The organism is Sphingomonas limnosediminicola (assembly GCF_039537965.1).
Lineage (GTDB): Bacteria > Pseudomonadota > Alphaproteobacteria > Sphingomonadales > Sphingomonadaceae > Sphingomicrobium > Sphingomicrobium limnosediminicola.
In genome coordinates this window covers 20,459-38,913 of the sequence record NZ_BAABBM010000001.1, presented here as the reverse complement: position 1 = coordinate 38,913, position 18,455 = coordinate 20,459, and the positions used below count along the sequence as shown (strand labels likewise).

General features: G+C 62.7%; 18 protein-coding genes. 10 read left to right on the top strand and 8 right to left on the bottom strand.

Annotated features, from left to right (window positions below):
* The first annotated feature begins 49 nt into the window (after positions 1–49).
* From ABD704_RS00195 to ABD704_RS00185, 3 genes are all read left to right on the top strand, one after another.
* On the top strand, positions 50–1,015 hold the full coding sequence (locus ABD704_RS00195) for a type II secretion system F family protein (protein WP_344697680.1): 966 nt from the start codon (positions 50–52) through the stop codon (positions 1,013–1,015).
* Positions 1,016–1,032: 17 nt separating this feature from the next.
* Complete coding sequence (locus ABD704_RS00190) at positions 1,033–2,031, top strand: type II secretion system F family protein (RefSeq protein ID WP_344697679.1); 999 nt, start codon at positions 1,033–1,035, stop codon at positions 2,029–2,031.
* A gap of 71 nt (positions 2,032–2,102) precedes the next feature.
* Positions 2,103–2,375, top strand: coding sequence for a hypothetical protein (locus tag ABD704_RS00185; RefSeq protein WP_344697678.1), 273 nt, complete (start codon positions 2,103–2,105; stop codon positions 2,373–2,375).
* Here the strand turns inward: ABD704_RS00185 and glyS are convergent, their stop codons facing one another.
* Positions 2,376–4,520 (bottom strand): glycine--tRNA ligase subunit beta, encoded by a 2,145-nt coding sequence (glyS, locus tag ABD704_RS00180; protein WP_344697677.1) that lies wholly within the window; start codon positions 4,518–4,520, stop codon positions 2,376–2,378. It abuts the gene before it with no gap.
* Positions 4,520–5,350: a glycine--tRNA ligase subunit alpha gene (locus ABD704_RS00175; RefSeq protein ID WP_425565443.1), complete on the bottom strand. Its 831-nt coding sequence runs from the start codon at positions 5,348–5,350 to the stop codon at positions 4,520–4,522. The genes glyS and ABD704_RS00175 overlap by 1 nt, the downstream gene beginning before the upstream one ends.
* Before the next feature lie 155 nt (positions 5,351–5,505).
* Between ABD704_RS00175 and ABD704_RS00170 the strand changes: the two genes are divergently transcribed.
* From ABD704_RS00170 to ABD704_RS00150, 5 genes are all read left to right on the top strand, one after another.
* A complete protein-coding gene (locus ABD704_RS00170) occupies positions 5,506–6,405 on the top strand; it encodes a TraB/GumN family protein (protein ID WP_344697675.1) in 900 nt (299 codons plus the stop codon).
* A gap of 257 nt (positions 6,406–6,662) precedes the next feature.
* Positions 6,663–7,469, top strand: a complete 807-nt coding sequence (locus ABD704_RS00165; protein ID WP_344697674.1) for a TraB/GumN family protein — start codon at positions 6,663–6,665, stop codon at positions 7,467–7,469.
* Positions 7,470–7,578: 109 nt separating this feature from the next.
* Positions 7,579–8,256, top strand: coding sequence for a 50S ribosomal protein L25/general stress protein Ctc (locus ABD704_RS00160; protein WP_344697673.1), 678 nt, complete (start codon positions 7,579–7,581; stop codon positions 8,254–8,256).
* An 84-nt stretch (positions 8,257–8,340) separates the two neighbouring features.
* Positions 8,341–8,922, top strand: a complete 582-nt coding sequence (pth, locus tag ABD704_RS00155; RefSeq protein ID WP_344697671.1) for an aminoacyl-tRNA hydrolase — start codon at positions 8,341–8,343, stop codon at positions 8,920–8,922.
* Complete coding sequence (locus tag ABD704_RS00150) at positions 8,919–9,515, top strand: TIGR02466 family protein (RefSeq protein WP_344697670.1); 597 nt, start codon at positions 8,919–8,921, stop codon at positions 9,513–9,515. Before pth ends, ABD704_RS00150 begins: the two co-directional genes overlap by 4 nt.
* 2 nt (positions 9,516–9,517) lie before the next feature.
* Here the strand turns inward: ABD704_RS00150 and ABD704_RS00145 are convergent, their stop codons facing one another.
* On the bottom strand, positions 9,518–10,204 hold the full coding sequence (locus ABD704_RS00145; protein ID WP_344697669.1) for an alternative oxidase: 687 nt from the start codon (positions 10,202–10,204) through the stop codon (positions 9,518–9,520).
* Between the two features lie 167 nt (positions 10,205–10,371).
* Between ABD704_RS00145 and ychF the strand changes: the two genes are divergently transcribed.
* Complete coding sequence (ychF, locus tag ABD704_RS00140; protein WP_344697668.1) at positions 10,372–11,472, top strand: redox-regulated ATPase YchF; 1,101 nt, start codon at positions 10,372–10,374, stop codon at positions 11,470–11,472.
* Here the strand turns inward: ychF and ABD704_RS00135 are convergent.
* The 3 genes from ABD704_RS00135 to ABD704_RS00125 form a co-directional block, all read right to left on the bottom strand.
* Complete coding sequence (locus ABD704_RS00135; protein ID WP_344697667.1) at positions 11,462–12,094, bottom strand: phosphatase PAP2 family protein; 633 nt, start codon at positions 12,092–12,094, stop codon at positions 11,462–11,464. The two genes, ychF and ABD704_RS00135, sit on opposite strands and share 11 nt — an antisense overlap.
* A 48-nt stretch (positions 12,095–12,142) precedes the next feature.
* A complete protein-coding gene (locus ABD704_RS00130; RefSeq protein WP_344697666.1) occupies positions 12,143–14,782 on the bottom strand; it encodes a TonB-dependent receptor in 2,640 nt (879 codons plus the stop codon).
* A 106-nt stretch (positions 14,783–14,888) separates the two neighbouring features.
* Positions 14,889–16,475: a tetratricopeptide repeat-containing sulfotransferase family protein gene (locus tag ABD704_RS00125; RefSeq protein WP_344697665.1), complete on the bottom strand. Its 1,587-nt coding sequence runs from the start codon at positions 16,473–16,475 to the stop codon at positions 14,889–14,891.
* A gap of 62 nt (positions 16,476–16,537) precedes the next feature.
* Between ABD704_RS00125 and ABD704_RS00120 the strand changes: the two genes are divergently transcribed.
* Complete coding sequence (locus tag ABD704_RS00120; protein ID WP_344697664.1) at positions 16,538–16,996, top strand: MaoC family dehydratase; 459 nt, start codon at positions 16,538–16,540, stop codon at positions 16,994–16,996.
* Here the strand turns inward: ABD704_RS00120 and ABD704_RS00115 are convergent.
* Positions 16,993–17,412, bottom strand: a complete 420-nt coding sequence (locus tag ABD704_RS00115; RefSeq protein WP_425565341.1) for a hypothetical protein — start codon at positions 17,410–17,412, stop codon at positions 16,993–16,995. The two genes, ABD704_RS00120 and ABD704_RS00115, sit on opposite strands and share 4 nt — an antisense overlap.
* Positions 17,413–17,509: 97 nt before the next feature.
* Entirely contained in the window at positions 17,510–18,454 is a 945-nt protein-coding gene (locus tag ABD704_RS00110; protein ID WP_344697663.1) for a cytochrome c1, read from the bottom strand.
* Position 18,455: the final 1 nt, after the last annotated feature.

Sequence of the window (18,455 nt, the reverse complement as noted above, 5' to 3'; positions counted from 1 at the left end):
TGCCGGCGCCGCAACGCGCCGCTGGCAAGATTGAGAGGCGAAGGCACTCATGCTCTGGTTGATCATCCTCATCGGTCTCGTCGGCGCCGTCGGCCTCGGCTACATGGCCATGAGCGGCCCCTCTCCGAGCAAATCGGTGAAGCGTCGCGTCGAACTGATCCGCGAGCGGCACGGTGATGTGATCGCCGGCAATGCCCAGGCGCAGATCCGCAAGCTCTTTGCGCAGCGCTCGAGCAAGCTTGAAGGCTATGCCTCGACGCTGATCCCCAAGCCTGCCCTGCTGCGCAAGCGGCTGGAGATGACGGGCAAGGAGATCACGCTCGGCAAATATGCGCTGATCTGCATCGGCATCGTTGCGGCGATCACGATCGGACTGACCTTCAAGGGTGCGCCTTTCATCCTGTCGCTCCTGCTCGGCCTATTCTTTGGCATCGGCGGACCGCACTTCGTCATCGGCAAGATGATCAATCGCCGGGTAAATAAGTTCAATTCGAACTTCCCGGACGCGATCGAGCTGATGGTGCGCGGCCTGCGGTCGGGTCTGCCGATCACGGAAACGCTTGGCATCGTTGCCTCGGAAATCCAGGGCCCGGTGGGACTGGAGTTTCGCTTGGTGTCCGACAAGATGAAGATCGGCCGCACGATGGAGGCCGCGCTTCAGGATACGGCTGACCGTCTCGGCACCCCGGAATTCCAGTTCTTTGTCATCACCCTCGCTATCCAGCGGGAGACTGGCGGTAACTTGGCAGAGACCCTGTCGAACCTGTCCGACGTGCTCCGCAAGCGCGCCCAGATGAAGCTCAAGATCCGCGCGATGAGCTCGGAATCAAAGGCTTCGGCATACATCGTCGGTTCGCTTCCGTTCGTGGTGTTCACAATGGTCTGGATGATTAACCCTCATTACATGGGCGGCTTTTTCTCCGATCAGCGTCTGATGGTCGCCGGGCTCGGCGGGATGGTCTGGATGGGCATCGGTGCCTTCATCATGGCCAAGATGTGCAACTTTGAGATCTAAGGGAGGCAAGGTAGAACATGCAGGCTGCACCCGCCTCCGGACCGACCGTTCTCGGTTTCGACGTCATCTACATCGCGACGATGCTCAGTGCCGTCGCAACCTTCGCCGTGATGCTCGCAATCTATGCGGCGACGACGGTGAAGGATCCCATGGCCCGCCGCGTCAAGGCGCTCAACGAGCGTCGCGAGCAGCTCAAGGCCGGCATCGTTGCGTCGACCAACAAGCGCAAGAGCCTTACGAACCGCAACCAGGCCGCTGACCGCGTCCGCGGCATCCTGACGCAGTTCAAGATGCTTCAGGACGACCAGCTGAAGAAGACTCAGCAGAAGCTGATGCAGGCCGGTATCCGTACCAAGGATCTCGCCTTCTTCATTATCTTCGCCCGGTTCGTTCTCCCGGTCGTCCTCGGCGTCGCAATCGTGGTTGCCTTGTACGGCATGGGCATGTTCCCCGAGTGGGGCTGGCTGCGCCGTTACATGACGGTCGCTGGCGTGCTGGTCGGCAGCTACAAAGCCCCGGACATCTGGCTGAAGAACAAGGTCACGAAGCGCAGCCACGCGATCCGCAAGGGTCTGCCCGACGCGCTCGACCTTCTCGTCATCTGCGCTGAAGCCGGTCTAACCGTCGACGCCGCCTTCGGCCGCGTGTCGAGGGAACTCGGCAAGGCCTATCCGGAGCTCGGCGACGAGTTTGGCCTGACCGCCATCGAGCTAGGCTTCCTGTCGGAACGTCGCCAGGCGTTCGAGAATCTCGCCAACCGCGTCGATCTCGAAGCCGTCCGCGGCGTCGTCACGACCATGATCCAGACCGAGAAATACGGTACGCCGCTCGCTTCGGCCCTGCGCGTGCTCTCGGCCGAGTTCCGCAACGAGCGCATGATGCGCGCGGAAGAGAAGGCTGCGCGTCTGCCGGCGATCATGACCGTACCGCTCATCCTGTTCATTCTGCCGACCCTGTTCATCGTCATTCTGGGTCCGGCAGCCTGTTCCATCAACGACAGCTTCCTGCACGGCTAAACGCCAGTTCCGGAACGCGATGCCGCGCCCATGCGTAATGGGTGCGGCATCATCGTTGTTGGGGATACGAAATGAGCGTTACGACCGATCCGAACGTATGGATCATCTACGGCTTGGTTTTCCTGCTCGGCCTGCTGGTCGGCGTGTTCCTGACCACCGGCGGCCGCCGCAAATGGAAGGCGCGTTACGACGGCGAGGTAGAACGTCGCCGCGAATTGGAAAAGGCGCATGCGGAGCGCGAGAAAGATTGGACAGCGCAGGAACGCGAATGGCGTGAGCGTGATTCGCTGCGAGGCGCCGCGGTCAGAAGCGGCCGTGATCCGGTCGACGACCGGCCGCTCTAACTAGCCTTCGATTTTCGAGAAGTCGGCGACGCCGTTCACGGCGTCCCGGAACCGCATTAGCAGGTTTAGGCGCCGCTCCCGCTTGGCGGAGTCCGGATCGTTGACCGTGACATGATCGAAGAAGTCGTCGATCGGCTTCCTGAGCGAGGCCAGCGCCGCCATCGCTGCCGTGAAGTCTTCGCTTTCGATTGCTGACGAGGCTTTGGGTTCGGCGTCGTCGAGGGCGGCGATCAGGGCCCGCTCCTGCGGCAGGTCCGCGCCGGCCGTTCCCAAAGCCATCTCGGCAATAGCCTCACGCATTCCGGGCTCCTCGACGAGGACGAGCGGGTCTTCCTCGCCCGTCTGCGGGATCCCCTGCTCCTCGCGCGAGCTCAGAACCTGCGGCCCGGTCCAGTCTTCCTTCTTCAGGATGTTGGCCGAACGCTTGTAGGCGGTCAGAAGGTCAGCGCCCTCGGGCGTTTCCACGAATTGCTGCAATGTGTTCACGCGCGCCAGAAGCCTCACCAGATCGTCTTCGCCCCCAAGCGAGAACACCGCATCGATCAAATCGTGCCGCACGCCCGCGTCGCGCTGCTGCACTTTCAGGCGGTCGGCGAAGAAAGCGATGACCTCAGGCGCCGTCCGATCGAGCCGGTGAACATTGCCGTCGCCGCCAAGCTGTCCAGCGAGATTGGCCAGCGTCCCGCGCACGGCGCCAGTCAGGTTGAGTCTCAGGCCGTTGCTGACGATGATATCGATCGACGAGATTGCCGCCCGGCGAAGTCCAAACGGATCTTTCGAACCCGTCGGCCTTTGGTCGATCGCGAAGAACGCGGCGATCGTGTCGAGCTTGTCCGCCAGCGCGACAGCCGCGGAGACGGGGGCGCCGGGCGCGGCATAATGGTCGCGGATCGCGTTGGCGACATCGTCCGGTTCGCCTTGCGCACGCGCGAGATGGCCGCCGATGATGCCTTGGAGCTCCGGAAACTCGCCGACCATGCCGGTCACGAGATCCGCTTTTGCGAGGCGAGCTGCTCGTTCGGCCTGCTGAGGATCGGCATTGACGAATCCCTGCTCCGCCAGCCAGCGTGCGATCTTCGCTATCCGGTCGACCTTTGCAGCGACCGTGCCCAGCCTCTCGTGAAAGACGATGCCGTCGAGCTTCTTCGCCTGCTCTTCCAGCGGGACCTTGAGGTCCTGTTCCCAGAAGAAGCGGGCGTCCGACAGGCGCGCTGCGAGGACCCGTGTATTCCCCTCCGCGATTGCCGCGCCGCCGTCGTTGGCAGCGATGTTCGCGACGCAGACGAACGCCGGCGCCAGCAGCCCGTCCGCTCCCGTGCAGGCGAAATACTTCTGGTTCGTGCGCATCGTGAGCACGATCACTTCGCGCGGCACATCGAGGAATTCAGGATCGAAACGGCCGAGCAGCGGCACCGGCCACTCGGTAAGGCCCGCGTTCTCGACCACCAAGCCCTCGTCCTCCAGCAGCGTCAGGCCGGCGTCGGTCGCCGCCTTCTGCGCTTCGGTGCGGATGATCTGCTCGCGCTCGTTCTGGTCGACGATGACGTGGCAGGCGCGCAGCTTCTCGACATAATCGTTCGCGCCGCCGACGGTGATTGGTCCGGGATGATGGAATCTGTGGCCGACGGTCGTAGCACCAGCGACAACGTCGCCCATGAAACCGGGCAAGATGGACTCGCCGAGTATCGCAACAATGCCTTGAAGGGGCCGCACCCATCGCAATTGGCCGTCGCCCCACCTCATCGACTTGGGCCACGGAAAGTCATTGATGATGCGAGTGACCGTGTCCGCGAGTATTACAGCGGAAGACTGGCCTGGCTTTTCGACCAAGGCGAAATACACACCGTCTCGCTCTATCAACTGCTCTCGCAGTAACCCCGTCTTGCGCAGGAAGCCCTCAAGCGCCTGCGGCGGCGCCGAGGTGCGCGGACCCTTCAGTTCCTCGCGGCTCGCCTCGGTCGCATCCGCGACATCGCGGGCAAGCAGAACCAGCCGCCGCGGCGTCGAATGCGTGTCGATCGGACCGACAGATAGGCCAGCCGCTTCGACATGCTCCGCGAATAGCCGCGCGAGGTCGTTGCGCGCCTTCGCCTGCATCCGCGCCGGGATTTCTTCCGACAACAGTTCGAGCAGGAAATCAGCCATCAGGCGGCCCGCTCCAGCCAGGCGCCGCACGCCGCCTTCGCGAGATCGCGGACCCGGCCGATGTAGGCCTGCCGTTCGGCGACGGAGATGACCCCCCTCGCCTGCAGCGTATTGAAGACGTGGCTGGCCTTGATTGCCTGCTCATAGGCCGGGATTGGCAGCTTGGCCTCTAGGCAACGCTCGCACTCGACGGCCACCTTTCGAAACAGGTCGAACAGGGAGTCCGTGTCAGCGACCTCGAAATTGTAGGTCGACATTTCGAACTCGTTTTCGCGGAACACGTCGCCGTAGCTGACCCCTGCGTCGTTGAATTTGAGGTCGAAGACGTTGTCCACGCCCTGAATGTACATGGCCAGCCGTTCGAGCCCGTATGTCAGCTCTCCCGTCACCGGCCGGCATTCGAACCCGCCGACCTGCTGGAAGTAAGTGAACTGCGTCACCTCCATCCCGTCGCACCAGACTTCCCAGCCGAGGCCCCAGGCGCCCAGAGTTGGACTTTCCCAGTCGTCCTCGACGAAGCGGATGTCATGCTTCAGCGGGTCAATTCCGATCTCGGCCAGGCTGCCGAGATAGAGCTCCTGCAGATTGTCCGGGCTCGGCTTCAGCACGACCTGGTACTGGTAATAAGAGCCAAGCCGGTTGGGATTTTCGCCGTAGCGCCCGTCGGTCGGGCGGCGGCACGGCTGCACGTAGGCGGCGCGCCACGGATCAGGCCCGAGCGAACGCAGTACGGTGGCCGGATGGAAAGTCCCCGCCCCCATTTCCATGTCGTAGGGCTGCAGGAGGACGCAGCCCTGCGCGCCCCAATAGCGGTGGAGCGTGAGGATCAGGTCCTGGAAGCTCAAGCTCAAGAAATGCGCCCCGTCAGATGCCAGTTTGTCGTTAAGGCGGGGCTTTGGCGGATGCGTCGCAGAGGGGCAAGTCGCTCTTCAGGAAACGGCAAGCTTGAGGACCTAAACCCTAAGGCCCACATTCGGAAGGCATGATGAAAAAGCTGCTCCAGCGCTTGTTCGCTCCCGTCGCCGCCCTGCTCGCGCTGGGATCGGCCGTCCCCGCCACCGCGAGGGCGGCGGTCGCTCGCCCGGCCTTGTGGTCGGTGTCCGACGCGGACACGACCATCTATCTGTTCGGCACCATCCATTTGCTGCCGGAAAACTACAGCTGGCGCTCGGCGAAGCTCGATCAGGCCGTCGGGACGTCCCAGCAGCTCATGGTCGAGACCATCGTCGATCAGAAGGATCCCACCAAGCTGATGAGCGCGATGGCTGCGCTCGCCTTCAACACGCCGAATCTTCCGCCGCTCGCCGACCGCGTCGACCCGAAAAGCCGCCCCGCGCTCGCCCGCTCGATAAAGAAGAGCGGCTTCCCGCCCCAGGCCTTCGACCGCATGGAAACCTGGGCGGCCGCCTTCATCCTGCTCGGCAATCAGTTCAAGGACATGGGCCTGAAAGGCCAGGAGGGCGTGGAGATCGTCCTTCGCAACAGCTTCTCGGGTCAGGGCAAGCCGATCGGTGAGCTTGAGACGAACATGGAACAGCTCGGCTTCTTCGACAAGTTGCCGGAGAAGGCTCAGCGGCAGCTCCTCGAAGGGGCGATCGAAGAGGGCAAGTCGATGAGCACCGACTTCCAAGAAATGCTGGCCTCCTGGGCTCGCGGGGACGTTGCCGGCATCGCCCGCTCCTTCAACCGGGACCTTGCGGGTTCGCCGGAGCTCGAACAGGCGCTGATCAAGCAGCGCAACGCCAACTGGAGCAGGTGGATCGAACAGCGGATGCGCCAGCCCGGCGCGGTCATGCTCGCTGTAGGCGCGGGCCATTTGGCCGGGCGCGATTCGGTCATCGACCTGCTTCAGCGCGAAGGTTATCGCGTCCGCCGCATCCAATAATGCCGCGACTGGCGCGCCGTGGCGCCTATCCGTCGAGAAGAATTCGCATTTTACGGAATGCGCTAGACATTTCTTAATCTGTCGGTGACCATCATCTCTAGGTATCGGGCTGGGGGGTCTGATGCGCTTTGAGAGCTGCTTTGCGGGCTTATCTCCGCCACGGAATTGGCACGTACAGCGCGTATTCTCCGGGATTGTACGGACTCTCTTGGCAAGTCGCATCCCCTACGACCGGCTCATACCCGGGAGGGTGTAGGATGCTTGCTGTACTGGCCGCCGCCTCATTAGCCGCCGCGATTCCCGCGGTGCCCGCCGCTGCTCCGGCTGCCGCCCCGGTAAATACGAAGACTAATCCGGCAATGTTCGTGGTCAGCGACAACGACACGACCGTTTACATCTTCGGCACTTTCCACGCTCTCGACGGCAAGGGCGAGTGGTTCAACGACCAGGTCAAGGATGCATTTGAGCAATCCGATGAGCTGGTTCTTGAGACTGTCATCCCGGAACATGCTGGAAAGCCCGTCATTGTCGGCCCCGCGGCGTCACAACCGCTTCGCGTCGTCGCTCCCTCGGCTTCCTTCCTCGCCAGCACGCGGATGGCCATCAACGCTGGCAAGGCGCAGGGCATGCAGGTCGGGAATGGAGCCGACATGGTGCTTCGCCACGCCGCCGACGCCGAAGGGAAGCCGGTCGAAGGGCTCGAAACGCTCGAGTCTCAGATCAACATGTTCGCGACCATGAAGCCAACGCCGGCGACGACCACGGCTACTGCGAAAGATTCGACGCTTAACCTCTCGAAATCGATGGCCGACATGCAGTCTGCCTGGAAGCGCGGCGACCAGAGCGTTTTCGTCCACATGCTAAGCTATCTCGAGAACAGCTCGCCGGACACTTACCGCGTGATGTTCACCGAGCGTAACGGGCGCTGGGCGGACTGGATTCGCGCCCGCATGCAGACGCCAGGCACAGTGTTCGTGGCGGTCGGCGCCGGCCATCTCGCCGGCAAGGACAGCGTGCTGGTGCAGCTGGGCGAGCGCGGCATCTACTCGACACGCGTCAACTGAAGCGCTGAAACTTGCGTTTCCGGCGCTCCTGCACTAGGGCGCCGCATCCCTTAGCCATGGTCATCCCTGGAGGCGTGGCGGGGACATTTTTGTAATCGGAGAATGCGAAATGAGCGATCAGCTGACGCTGCCCGCCGAAGCGCGCGACGGGCTTGGCAAGGGAGCCTCCCGTGCACTGCGCCGCGATGGACGGGTACCCGCCGTGGTTTACGGCGAGAAGAAGGAACCTCTCTCGATCCATGTCGAGGAGAAGCTTCTCAACAAGATGCTTTCAACGGGCCACTTCATGAACTCGGTCGTGATGATCGATTTCCAGGGTAAGCCGCACCGTACGCTACCGAAGGCCGTGGATTTCCACCCGGTGACGAGCCGGCCGATCCACGTCGACTTCCTGCGGATCGGCGAGCACACCAAGGTGCACGTTGCGGTCCCGATGCGGTTCGACAATGAAGAAGCCTCGCCGGGCCTGAAGCGCGGCGGCGTCCTGAACGTCGTCGTCCACGAACTCGAAATCGTCTGCGACGCGGCCCACATCCCGAGCGAGATCCACATCGCGCTCGACGGGCTGGAGATCGGCGATTCGATCCACATCAGCAACGTCAAGCTGCCGAACGGCGTCACGCCGGCGAACACGGAAGACGACTTCACGGTCGCCACCATCGTCGCTCCGTCGGCAATGAAGTCCGAAGAGGAAGAGACTGCCGCGGCTGGCGAAGTCCCGACCGTCGAGGGCGGCGCCGAGGAAGGCGAGACCGAAGGCGAAGGTTCGGAAGAGTCCGAAGGCTAAGCTTTCCCTTCTTGAATTCAGGAACCGCTCGCCCTCACCGGCGGGCGGTTTCTTTTTGCGCGTCGCACACGCTAGGGGACGCCGATGCAATTATGGGTCGGCCTCGGGAATCCCGGCGCGAAATATTCGCTGCACCGGCACAATGTCGGCTTCATGGCGGCCGACATCATCGCCGAAGTGCATGACTTCGGTCCATGGCAGAAGAAATTCCGCAGCCTCATCGCCGAAGGGCGTATCGGGCGCCATCGCGTCCTGCTGCTGAAGCCGCAAACGTTCATGAACGACAGCGGCGACGCCGTTCAGCAGGCGCTCCGCTTCTACAAGTTGGACGAAGAAGCGCTGACCGTCTTCCATGACGAGCTCGACCTCGCGCCATTCAAGGTGAAGGTGCGCGTCGGCGGCGGTCTCGCCGGACACAATGGCCTGCGTTCCATCGACGCCAGCCTCGGCCCCGAATTCCGCCGCGTCCGCATCGGGATCGGGCACCCCGGCCCCGGCCGGAAGGATCTCGTGACGCCTCACGTGCTCGGCAATTATGCCAAGATCGAGATGGAACCGCTGTCCGACATGCTCGCCGCTATCGCCGCGGAAGCGGAATGGCTGGCGGACGGCGACGACGCCCGCTTCATGAGCGAAGTCGCGCTCCGAATGCAGCAAAGCGAATGAGCCGCAGCCTGTTCGTCACGAAGCTGTACGAAGCAATGCTCGAGGATGAAGCATTGCTCGATGATCTCGCGCATTCGATCCGCGCGCTGTCCGAGGACGATGTGGCTGGCATCCGTTGGAGCCGCGAGCACCGTTACACTGGCTATACCAGCTACGCCTCTCTTAATGATCTGCCGCGCCGCGACCCGGCCTTTGGCGACCTCTCTAAGCTGCTGACGAAGCATGCCGTCGCCTTCTCAGAGGATTGCGCCTTCGACCTTGTGCGCAAGCCGAGGCTCGACAGCCTGTGGGTGAATTTGCTCCGCGGGCCCGGCCATCACAGCGCGCACATCCACCCGCACAGCGTCATCTCGGGCACGCTTTACGTGGAAGTGCCGAAGGGTTCGGGGGCGATCAGGTTCGAGGATCCCCGCCTGCCTTTGATGATGGCGGCGCCGACCAGGCGGACCGACGCGCCGGTGGAACTTCAATCCTTCGTAACGATCCAGCCGCAACCGGCACTGCTGCTGCTATGGGAAAGCTGGCTCAGGCATGAAGTGCTCCCCGGGACTGGCCGCGGGGAGCGCCTCAGTGTTTCATTCAATTTTGCCTGAGGTCAGGCGGCGATCTTGATGCCGCTCTCATGATAGGGCGACGGGGCCATGCGCGCCTTGTCGACCGCGATACCGCCGAGCTCGTTGGCGAAGCCGTGGTTGACGTCGCGGTGGTGCGCCTCGTCGGCACGAACCACCAGGACGACGTCACGCAAGGTGGCGCTGTCCGGCAGGTTCCAATAGCGCTTGGCCACTTCCGGAGCCGGCACATTCTTGCTCCGGCCCTCGTCAATTTCCTTCAGGTAAAGCGTGTAGCTGAACACCGCCTCTTCCTCGAAATAGCCGACTACCCGGTGCGCAGTCTTGGCCGAGACCAGGTAGAGCGCGAAAAAGGCGAGATAGAAGACCCATTGCACGCCGAGGATCACAAGCCGCTCGAATAGCGTCGGCTTCGCCACCTCGATGAAGGTCATGAGGTGCATGCGCTCGTTTTCCGCTTCGTCCATGAGCGTTCGAATCCAGCCCTTGTCGTCGCACATGCGGCGGAGGCACTTCAGGTGGTTGATGGTCGCGCCGACCATGCCCGGAACTGCAGCTACGGTCTCCAGGACGATCGCACGGTGACCGTAGCGCTTGGCGAAGAAGGTGTCGGCGCAGAACCGCAGCGTCTTGGTGAAGCCATAGGCTATGCGGTCGGATAGTCCGTTAGGCGCATGGTGAACGCAAATATCGACTACTGGCGCGGACATCATATTCTCCTTGTTATCAAGCACTTGGTTGAAGTCGCTGCAGCTTACTAGCGAGGATCCCCCCGCGCCTGACTAGGTAATATTCCGGAGGGCGTCGGCACAGCAGGCCTTCTCCTCCGCGCCCGCAGCGGCTAACGGCTTGCGCGTTCCCCCTCACTGGAGAGACCATGGGCTTCCGCTGCGGCATCGTTGGCCTGCCGAACGTTGGCAAATCGACGCTATTCAATGCCTTGACCGAGACCGCCGCCGCGCAGGCGGCGAACTATCCCTTCTGCACGATCGAACCGAACGTCGGCCGCGTCGCCGTGCCCGACAAACGCCTCGACGAGATCGCGAAGATCGCGGCCTCGGCGCAGGAGATCGAGACCCAGATCGAGTTCGTCGACATCGCCGGTCTCGTCCGCGGCGCGTCCAAGGGCGAAGGACTGGGCAACCAGTTCCTCGCCAACATCCGCGAGGTGGACGCTATCGTTCACGTTTTGCGCTGTTTCGAAGGCGGCGACGTGACGCACGTCGAGGGACGCGTCGATCCGATCGCCGACGCTGAGACCGTCGAGACCGAGCTGATGCTCGCCGACCTCGACAGCCTCGAGCGCCGCGTGCCCAACCTCGTCAAGAAGGCGCAGCAGGGCGACAAGGAAGCGAAGATCGAAGCGTCGGTGCTCAGCCAGGCGCTCGACCTGCTCCGGGCCTCGAAGCCCGCGCGCCTGACGCAGCCCAAGGATGTCGAGGAAGAAAAGGCGCTCCAACGAGCCCAACTGCTGACCGCCAAGCCCGTCCTCTACGTCTGCAACGTCGACGAAGGCGAAGCGGCCAGCGGCAATGCCCTGTCCGAGCGGGTCTTCGCCAAGGCGGCGAATGAAAACGCCAAGGCAGTTGTGATTTCGGCTGCCATCGAGGCCGAGATCGCGACCCTTCCGAACGAAGAGCGCGAGGTGTTCCTGTCAGACCTCGGCCTGCATGAGACAGGCCTCAACCGCATGATCCACGCGGCCTACGAGTTGCTCGGCCTCATCACCTTCTACACCGCTGGCCCGAAAGAGGCGCGCGCCTGGACGGTCCATCGCGGCGCCAAGGCGCCCGAGGCTGCGGGCGAGATCCACACGGATTTTGAGCGTGGCTTCATCCGCGCCGAGACGATCGCGTTCGCCGATTTCGTAAAGTGCAACGGCGAAGCGGGCGCACGCGATGCCGGCAAGCTGCGGTCGGAAGGCAAGGAATATGTGGTGCAGGACGGCGACGTTATGCTGTTCCGCTTCAACGTCTGATGTCCCGCTCCACGAACCGTTGCGCCATCCGCAACGTCAGCAGCACCCACAGCATTCCGAATGCCCATCCGCCGACGACGTCGCTTGGCCAGTGAACGCCAAGCATCACGCGGCTGAGGCCGATGCACAGCGAAAGCATGATTGCGCCGGCCACCGCGGGCCGCCGGCACTTGCCGCCCTCCGTCAGGACTAGCGCCAGCATCAAGTAGAAGATCATCGAGCTGTTCGCGTGGCCGCTCGGAAACGACTGAGTCTTCACTACGACCAGGTGAGATTCGAAATCCGGTCGGGCGCGCGCAATCCAGTATTTCTGCGCCTCGCTCAGTCCGCGGCCAAGCATCGTCACCGCGATGACGACGACAGGCAGCCGTCGATGACCGGCAAGCCACAGCCCAATTGCGGCGATGACGCTCGCGGCGATGAGAACGGTGGGCTCCCCGAGAAGGGTGAAACCTCGCGCCACGGCGACGAGCGCTGGATGATTCCCGGCGTACAGCGCTTCGTAGATCGAGCGGTCGACTGGGCCGCCGCCGAGCAGCAGCATCGCCAGCCACACGGCGGCGAGTGCTACGATTGCAAGTGCATAGCGGACGGCAGTTGCGGAAGTTCGAGCAGAAGTCATTCCGCTTCAACCCGAATGGCCGCGGCGCGTTTCACGCCGCGGTGAAGTTCAGAATTTCATCCCGGCCCGGATGCCGATCGTCCGCGGCCGTCCGGGGACGATCAACGTCCGGGTGCAGCTTCCGCAGTTCACGCCGCGCGACAGCTCGTCGGTGCTGTCGAACACGTTGGTGACGAAAGCTTCGACGTTCCACGTCGGCCAGTCCAGCCCGGTGAAAAGGTCGACCACGGTCGAAGAACGGATCTTGCCCAAGTAGGAATTGGGATCGACGAGCAAGAAGGTGCCGGACTGCAACTGGAGCGACCGCAAAGATGCGAGCGCCGAGCCCTTGTAGGCGATGCCGCCCTGCACGTGCGCCTTCACATCGCCCCAAGCGGGGAACGTGTAACGGGCCGTTGCCGAGCCCTTGAACTTCGGTGTCACCGGCAGGCGGCTGCCGCTTGGAACCGAGTTGAAGCTTAGGCTGCAACCGGGCGTCGTGTCGGAGAAGTCGCCGCACACGTTCCCCTTGGTCTTGGCGTCGGTGTAGGCCATCGCGGCGTTGAGTGTCAGGCCGCCGGCGACATAGTTCACATCGGTCTCGATGCCGTTGATGTCGGCGTCCTTGCCGTTGTGAATCTCGGTGAAGCTGTTCTGGCCGAGGAAGCTGAACTGGAACTTCTTCCAGCGCTGGTGATAAACAGCGCCGTTCCACCGCACGCGGCCGAACGTCGTCTTCCAGCCAAGCTCATAGTTGATCAGGAAGTCGGCGGCGTAGGGCTCTATCTCGCCGCGCCGGTTGATGCCGCCGGGGCGGAAGCCCTTGGACCAGGTCGCATAAAGCATCACGCCCGGGCGCGGTTTCCAGGTCCCGTTGAGGCGATAGATAAATCCGCTGTCCTTGACGCGTTTCGGCTTGACCGTGCCGTTGGAGAACACGCCGAGGTTGGTGCACGGGCCGCCGCTAACCGCCGCGGGCAGGAAAGCGGGAATCGGGATGCCCGCGAGATATGCCTCGCGAAGTGTCATGCCGTTTTCGAGGTAGCAGCCTGCAACGCCCGTGCGGCTGCTCATACCAGCATTGAATGGGAAGGCGGAGAAGGGACGGCCATCAGCCGGATCGATGCCGGGATTGCGGCCGAAACCGAAGAACCCGATCAGGCTGTTGTCGAACTTGTAATAACGTCCACCGGCCGTGAGCGTGACATTCTTCAAGATGTCATAGCTCGCTTCGCCGAACGCCGCATAATCCTTGTCGACGCGCTTCTGCTGCGTCAGCCACAGCGTTCCAGGGTGGTCGTTGACTGACACTTCGGGCGCAAGGCCGGTGACCTTGTAGTCCTGGTGAATAAGGTTCGATTGCCGCTGGTAGAAGAGGCCCGCGATCACTCGGAACGGCTGGTCGACCGGGGATGCAAAGCGCAGCTCCTGGCTCATCTTCTTGAAATGGTCGGTGCCGATGATGAACTGCTGCGGGTTGATATAATTGCCGTACGGCGGCGCATCCGACGTCACATGGTCGACGAGCGGGAAATAAGCGAGGCCGCCATAGCTCGCATAGAGCTGGTCGTAGGCGTCCGTGTAGTCGGCGTAATCCTGAACCGAATAGGTCGTGCGGTCCATGTAGGCGCCGGCATAGGTCACGTCGAAATTGGCGATCTTGCCCTGAACGGTCAGTGCGGCCTGCCAGAACCGGTCCTTGCGGACGTCGTCCTGAAAGCGGTCGATCTTGTACTTGCCCAGATTCGGATCGAAGAAGAACGCGCCGTTCGACTTCATCTTCTGGTACATGAAGGTCGGCGTCACCGTCCAATTGTCGTCGAGATCGACCTTCAGCGCGGCGCGGCCGCCATAGGTGTCGACGTCGTTCTTGTTCTTCTTCTCGAGCCCTGCATTGGTGACCGTCAGCGGCGGGACCAGGCCTTCGCTCGGCAGATAGTAAGTCCGCGTGCCGAAGATATTGTCGATGAAGCCGGCGTCCTTCTGGTAGAAAGCGACGCCGCGGAACGCGATGTTCTTGGCCACTGGCAGATTGATCATGCCCTCGAGCTTGCCGCCCACGCCGCCGTGCGCGACAGAGTTAAGCTCTCCGTCGACCCGGCCGTAGGTCTTCCCCAGCTCCGGCTTGTTGGTGATGATGCGGATCGTACCCGCCTCGCTCGATGCGCCGTAGAGCGTTCCCTGAGGACCGGCGAGGCTTTCGATGCGGGCGATGTCGTAGATGTGAACGTCGAGCGTGCCGCCGATCGTCGTGACCGGCTGCTCGTCGAGATAGGAGCCGACGGAGGGCAGCGATCCCGAGTGGTTGCCGTCGCCGCCCGTCGCGACGCCGCGCATGTACACCACGGTCACGCCCGGCTGCGCCGACTGGAAGCTCACCGAGGGCAGTTGTTTCGTGTATTGCTCGAAGTTCGAAATGTTCAGCTGATCCAACCGCCGCGTTCCGATGGCCTGGACGCTGATGGGGACGTTCTGGAGATTTTCCTCGCGCTTGGTCGCGGTGATGACGATTTCGGTCGGGTCGGCAACATTGCCGTCCTGCTTTTGCTGGACCACCGGCGGCGGGGCCGTCACGTCGGTCGCATTGGTGGCAGGCGCAGGTGATTGGCCGGTCGTCTGCGGCTGCGTGTCTTGCGCGAAAGCCGGCGTTGCAAGCGCCGTCGATGCGAGGAGCCCAAAGGTAAGAGCCCGAAGCTTGCGGTCCGTCATTTACGAATGCCCCCATTCGGCTGAGTGACAGTATTGCGACAGAGCGCCTCGTGAATGTCAACGGATTGTCGGGGGAGCGCTGACGATTGTTCCGCCACCGTTGCGTTCAAGTCGCGGCTTCCGGATAGGCCTCGATCACCGGTCCCAGTGCACGCTTGAGCGGACCGAGGTGCGGCTCGTACGCGCGCCATTCGTCGGTCGCGTCGCGATAGATCGGCTGCCGCACCTGCTCCGAACTTGCAGTGCGCACAGCGCGGTCGGTCTTGTAAAACTCGAGGCACGCCGGCTCGAAATCCAGCCCGCAGTAATCGAGGAGCGCGCGCACCTCAGTCTCGGTATCCTCGACCATCCGCTCGTAGATCACCCGATGAACGCGCCCAGGCCGAACCGCGTCGACATGCGCCATCAGCCGCACATAGTCCGCGTAATAGCGACCGACGTCCTCCAGATCGTAAGTGAACGGCTGCCCACGAGCGAAGTGCTGGCGGAAGTTCGACAGGCAGCACGCCAGCGGATGCCGCCGCGCATCGATGATTTTCGCGTTAGGCAGGATCAATTGGATGAACGGCACGAACAGCCAGTTGTTCGGCAGCTTGTCGATGAAGTACGGTTGGTTGGTTCGGCGCTGGACGCCTGCTCGCTTGAGATATTCTTCACCGAGTTCGCGCCGCTCCTCAGTCGAGAGAGCCAGCACATCTTCCGGATACCGGCCCACCTTGCGCGCAAGCGCCGGTAGATCGGGAAGCTCTGACGTTCCCTCGACCTGGCTGTGCGAGGCGAGGATCTGTTCGACCAGTGTCGATCCTGCCCGCGGCATGCCGACAATGAAGATGGGGTCCCGTGCATCACAGCCCCCTACCCGTTCTTCAAAAGCGTTTGCCGTGAAGAGGTCGATGCACCGGTCGACCGTCCGCGTCATCCGCGCGCCATCATAGGGCTGGTTCTTCAGCCGTAGCGCATTGGCCTTGGCATAATGGCCGAACGCCTCGTCGGCGTGCCCACGGTCATGCATTGCTTTGCCTAGCGCGAAGTCGAGGTGGAAGCGGTCCTCGTCGCCGAGGTCCGGCCGAAGCAGCGCCTGCTCCATCACCTCAACGTCTACAGCGCTGAACTTCACGGTCTTCAGGTTGGCGAGGCTCCACCAGGCCTCGCCGAGGGTCGGGCGGATGGCGATGGCCTTGCGATATGCATCGATGCCCTCCGCCTGCCGCCCGACTGTCTTCAGCATGTGGCCATAGCTTAGCCAGACTTTCGACTGGCCGGGCGACCGCGCAAGAACCTGCTCGTAAATGCCGATGGCTTCGTCGAAGTCGCCCAGGCGGCCGAGCGTCGCGGCCTTGAGGTTCAAGTGGCTGGCATCGTCAGGCTCGATCGCAAACACGTCGTTGAGCACGTCCATCGCCTCAGCGGGGCGGCCCATCCGGCCAAGCACTAGCGCAAGGTTCGCCCTCGCCGCCGTCCATCCAGGCGCAAGCTCCACCGCTCGCCGGAGCAGATTCTCCGCGTCTTGCCAGCGCCCAATTCGTGCCGCCAGCTCGGCCAGCATGCGGATCGCTGCGGCGTCGAACGGATCTTCCTTGAGGTGCGGCTTAAGCAGTCGTTCCGCCACGTCCAGCCGGTTCTCGTTAAGCGCCAAAGCCGCCTCGATCAGGCGCGGATGAAAATGGGTTCCGACAGGTGATTGGCTCGCCACCCGCGCAGCTTAGGAAACAGCCGGTCTTACGCCAAGCCGGGCCTGCCGCTATGCGCCCGTCCATGATCTACTTCGAAGACTTGGTCGTCGGCGCGGAGACCGAATTCGGCTCCTATGACGTGACGCGCGAGGAAGTTCTGGAGTTCGCGCGCAAATACGATCCGCAGCCCTTCCATCTTTCGGACGAGGCAGCAGCAAAGACTCATTTCGGACGATTGGCTGCGAGCGGCTGGCACACGACGGCAATGACTATGGCCGTGCTCGCGCGCTATTCGGTCAACCACGAGCAGGCCGGCTTGGGATCGCCCGGCATCGACGAACTTCGCTGGAAGAAGCCGGTCTATCCGGGTGACACGCTCACCGTGCGCGGGAAGATCGTCGAAAAGACGCCGTCACGCAGCAAGCCCGAAATCGGCTCCTTCCGCACCGAGACGACGGTCACCAACCAGAACGGCGAGGTCGTGATGACCTTCACGTCGATCGTCCTGATACGCCGTCGTCCCGAAGGCGCGAAGGACTAGCGCGGGTGGTTCGTTCGGCGATCCGTCCGGTCGCGCCGTTCGAAGGCGCTCCAGTTCGGCTCGGTGGAGATTGTTGTAGAAGACGCCGTGCGGGTGCCTGACATCGTGATCGCCCCGTGTTGGCGCGAGGACCAGTATGACCGCTGACGGTCCGTCCAGCGATGTGGCCGGCGGTAGCTGTCGTAGACGTAGTAGCCGGTGCCCGGATAATAATAGTCGTCGTACCAGCCGTAGCCGAGGCCGCCATAGTAGCCGGGATAGGCGCCATAGCCGCCGTACGGACCATAATTGGCGCCATAATAGCCATTGCCATAGCCCAGCCCGACGCCAACTCCGCCGTAGCCGTAATCGCCATAGGCGCAGCCGCTGAGCGCGGCGGCGGCGATGGTTGTGATGAAGGGGATTCTAAAACGCATGGCACACCTGCCAACTAGAGGAGACTTGGTGTGCAAACGGTCAGGAACGGGCCCCGTTCCTGATCGTCATTTCGGGATTCTCTTGCGTTAGAAAGGCTTAGCCCGCGATACCTTCCTTAGCCTTGGCGCGGCGGCTCTTCGCCTGGTTCTCCGGATCGAGCGGACCCGTAACCCGGACGACGCGCTTCGCCTCATGCCAGAGGTTCTGATAGGCGAGGTAACCGAGGATCGCACCGAACAGCAGGAAGATCGCAACCGCGAGGCCTGCCGCATGGCGGCTAGCGAGGTTCGGTTCGGCCGTCCACACCAGGAACGCGGACACGTCCTTGGCCATCTGGTCGACGGTCGGCTTCGTTCCGTCCTCGTAGCTCACCTGACCTTCGCTCGTGAGCGGCGGCGGCATCGCGATGTTGAGGTTTGCGAAATACGGGTTGAAGTGCAAGTTCGGCGGCGTCTTGGCGTCCGGGAACGCCTTCAAAAGCTCTTCGCCCTTCTCGTTCTTGTAGCCTGCCTGGTTCGCGTAGCCGGTGAGCAGCGAATAGACGTAGGCAGCGCCGCCCTCACGCGCCTTAGTGATCAGCGACAGGTCAGGCGGAAGCGCATTGTTGTTGGCAGCGCGCGCCGCAACTTCGTTCGCGAACGGCGACGGGAAGGTGTCGGACGAAAGCGCCTTGCGTCCGGCCGGCTCGCCCGTTTCCGGATTGATCGACGGCACCTGCGTCTTCCAGTCCGACGCAATCTTCTTAATCTCGGCATCGTTGTAGCCGATGTGCTTGAGGTCGCGGAACGACACCAGCTTCAGGCTGTGACAGGCCGAGCAGACTTCACTGTAGACCTGGAAGCCGCGCTGCAGCTGCTGGTTGTCAAACTTGCCGAAAGGCCCGTCCGACGCGAGATGAAGCTCCTTATGCTCCTTGTGGAACTCGTCGGATGCCAGCGGCGCCGGCGGATTACTGAAATAGGTCGCCGCATTGCTGATTAGCGAGATCAGCAGGACCCCGGCAAAGACCAGCCCAACGAGAAAACCGATGACACGGACCATT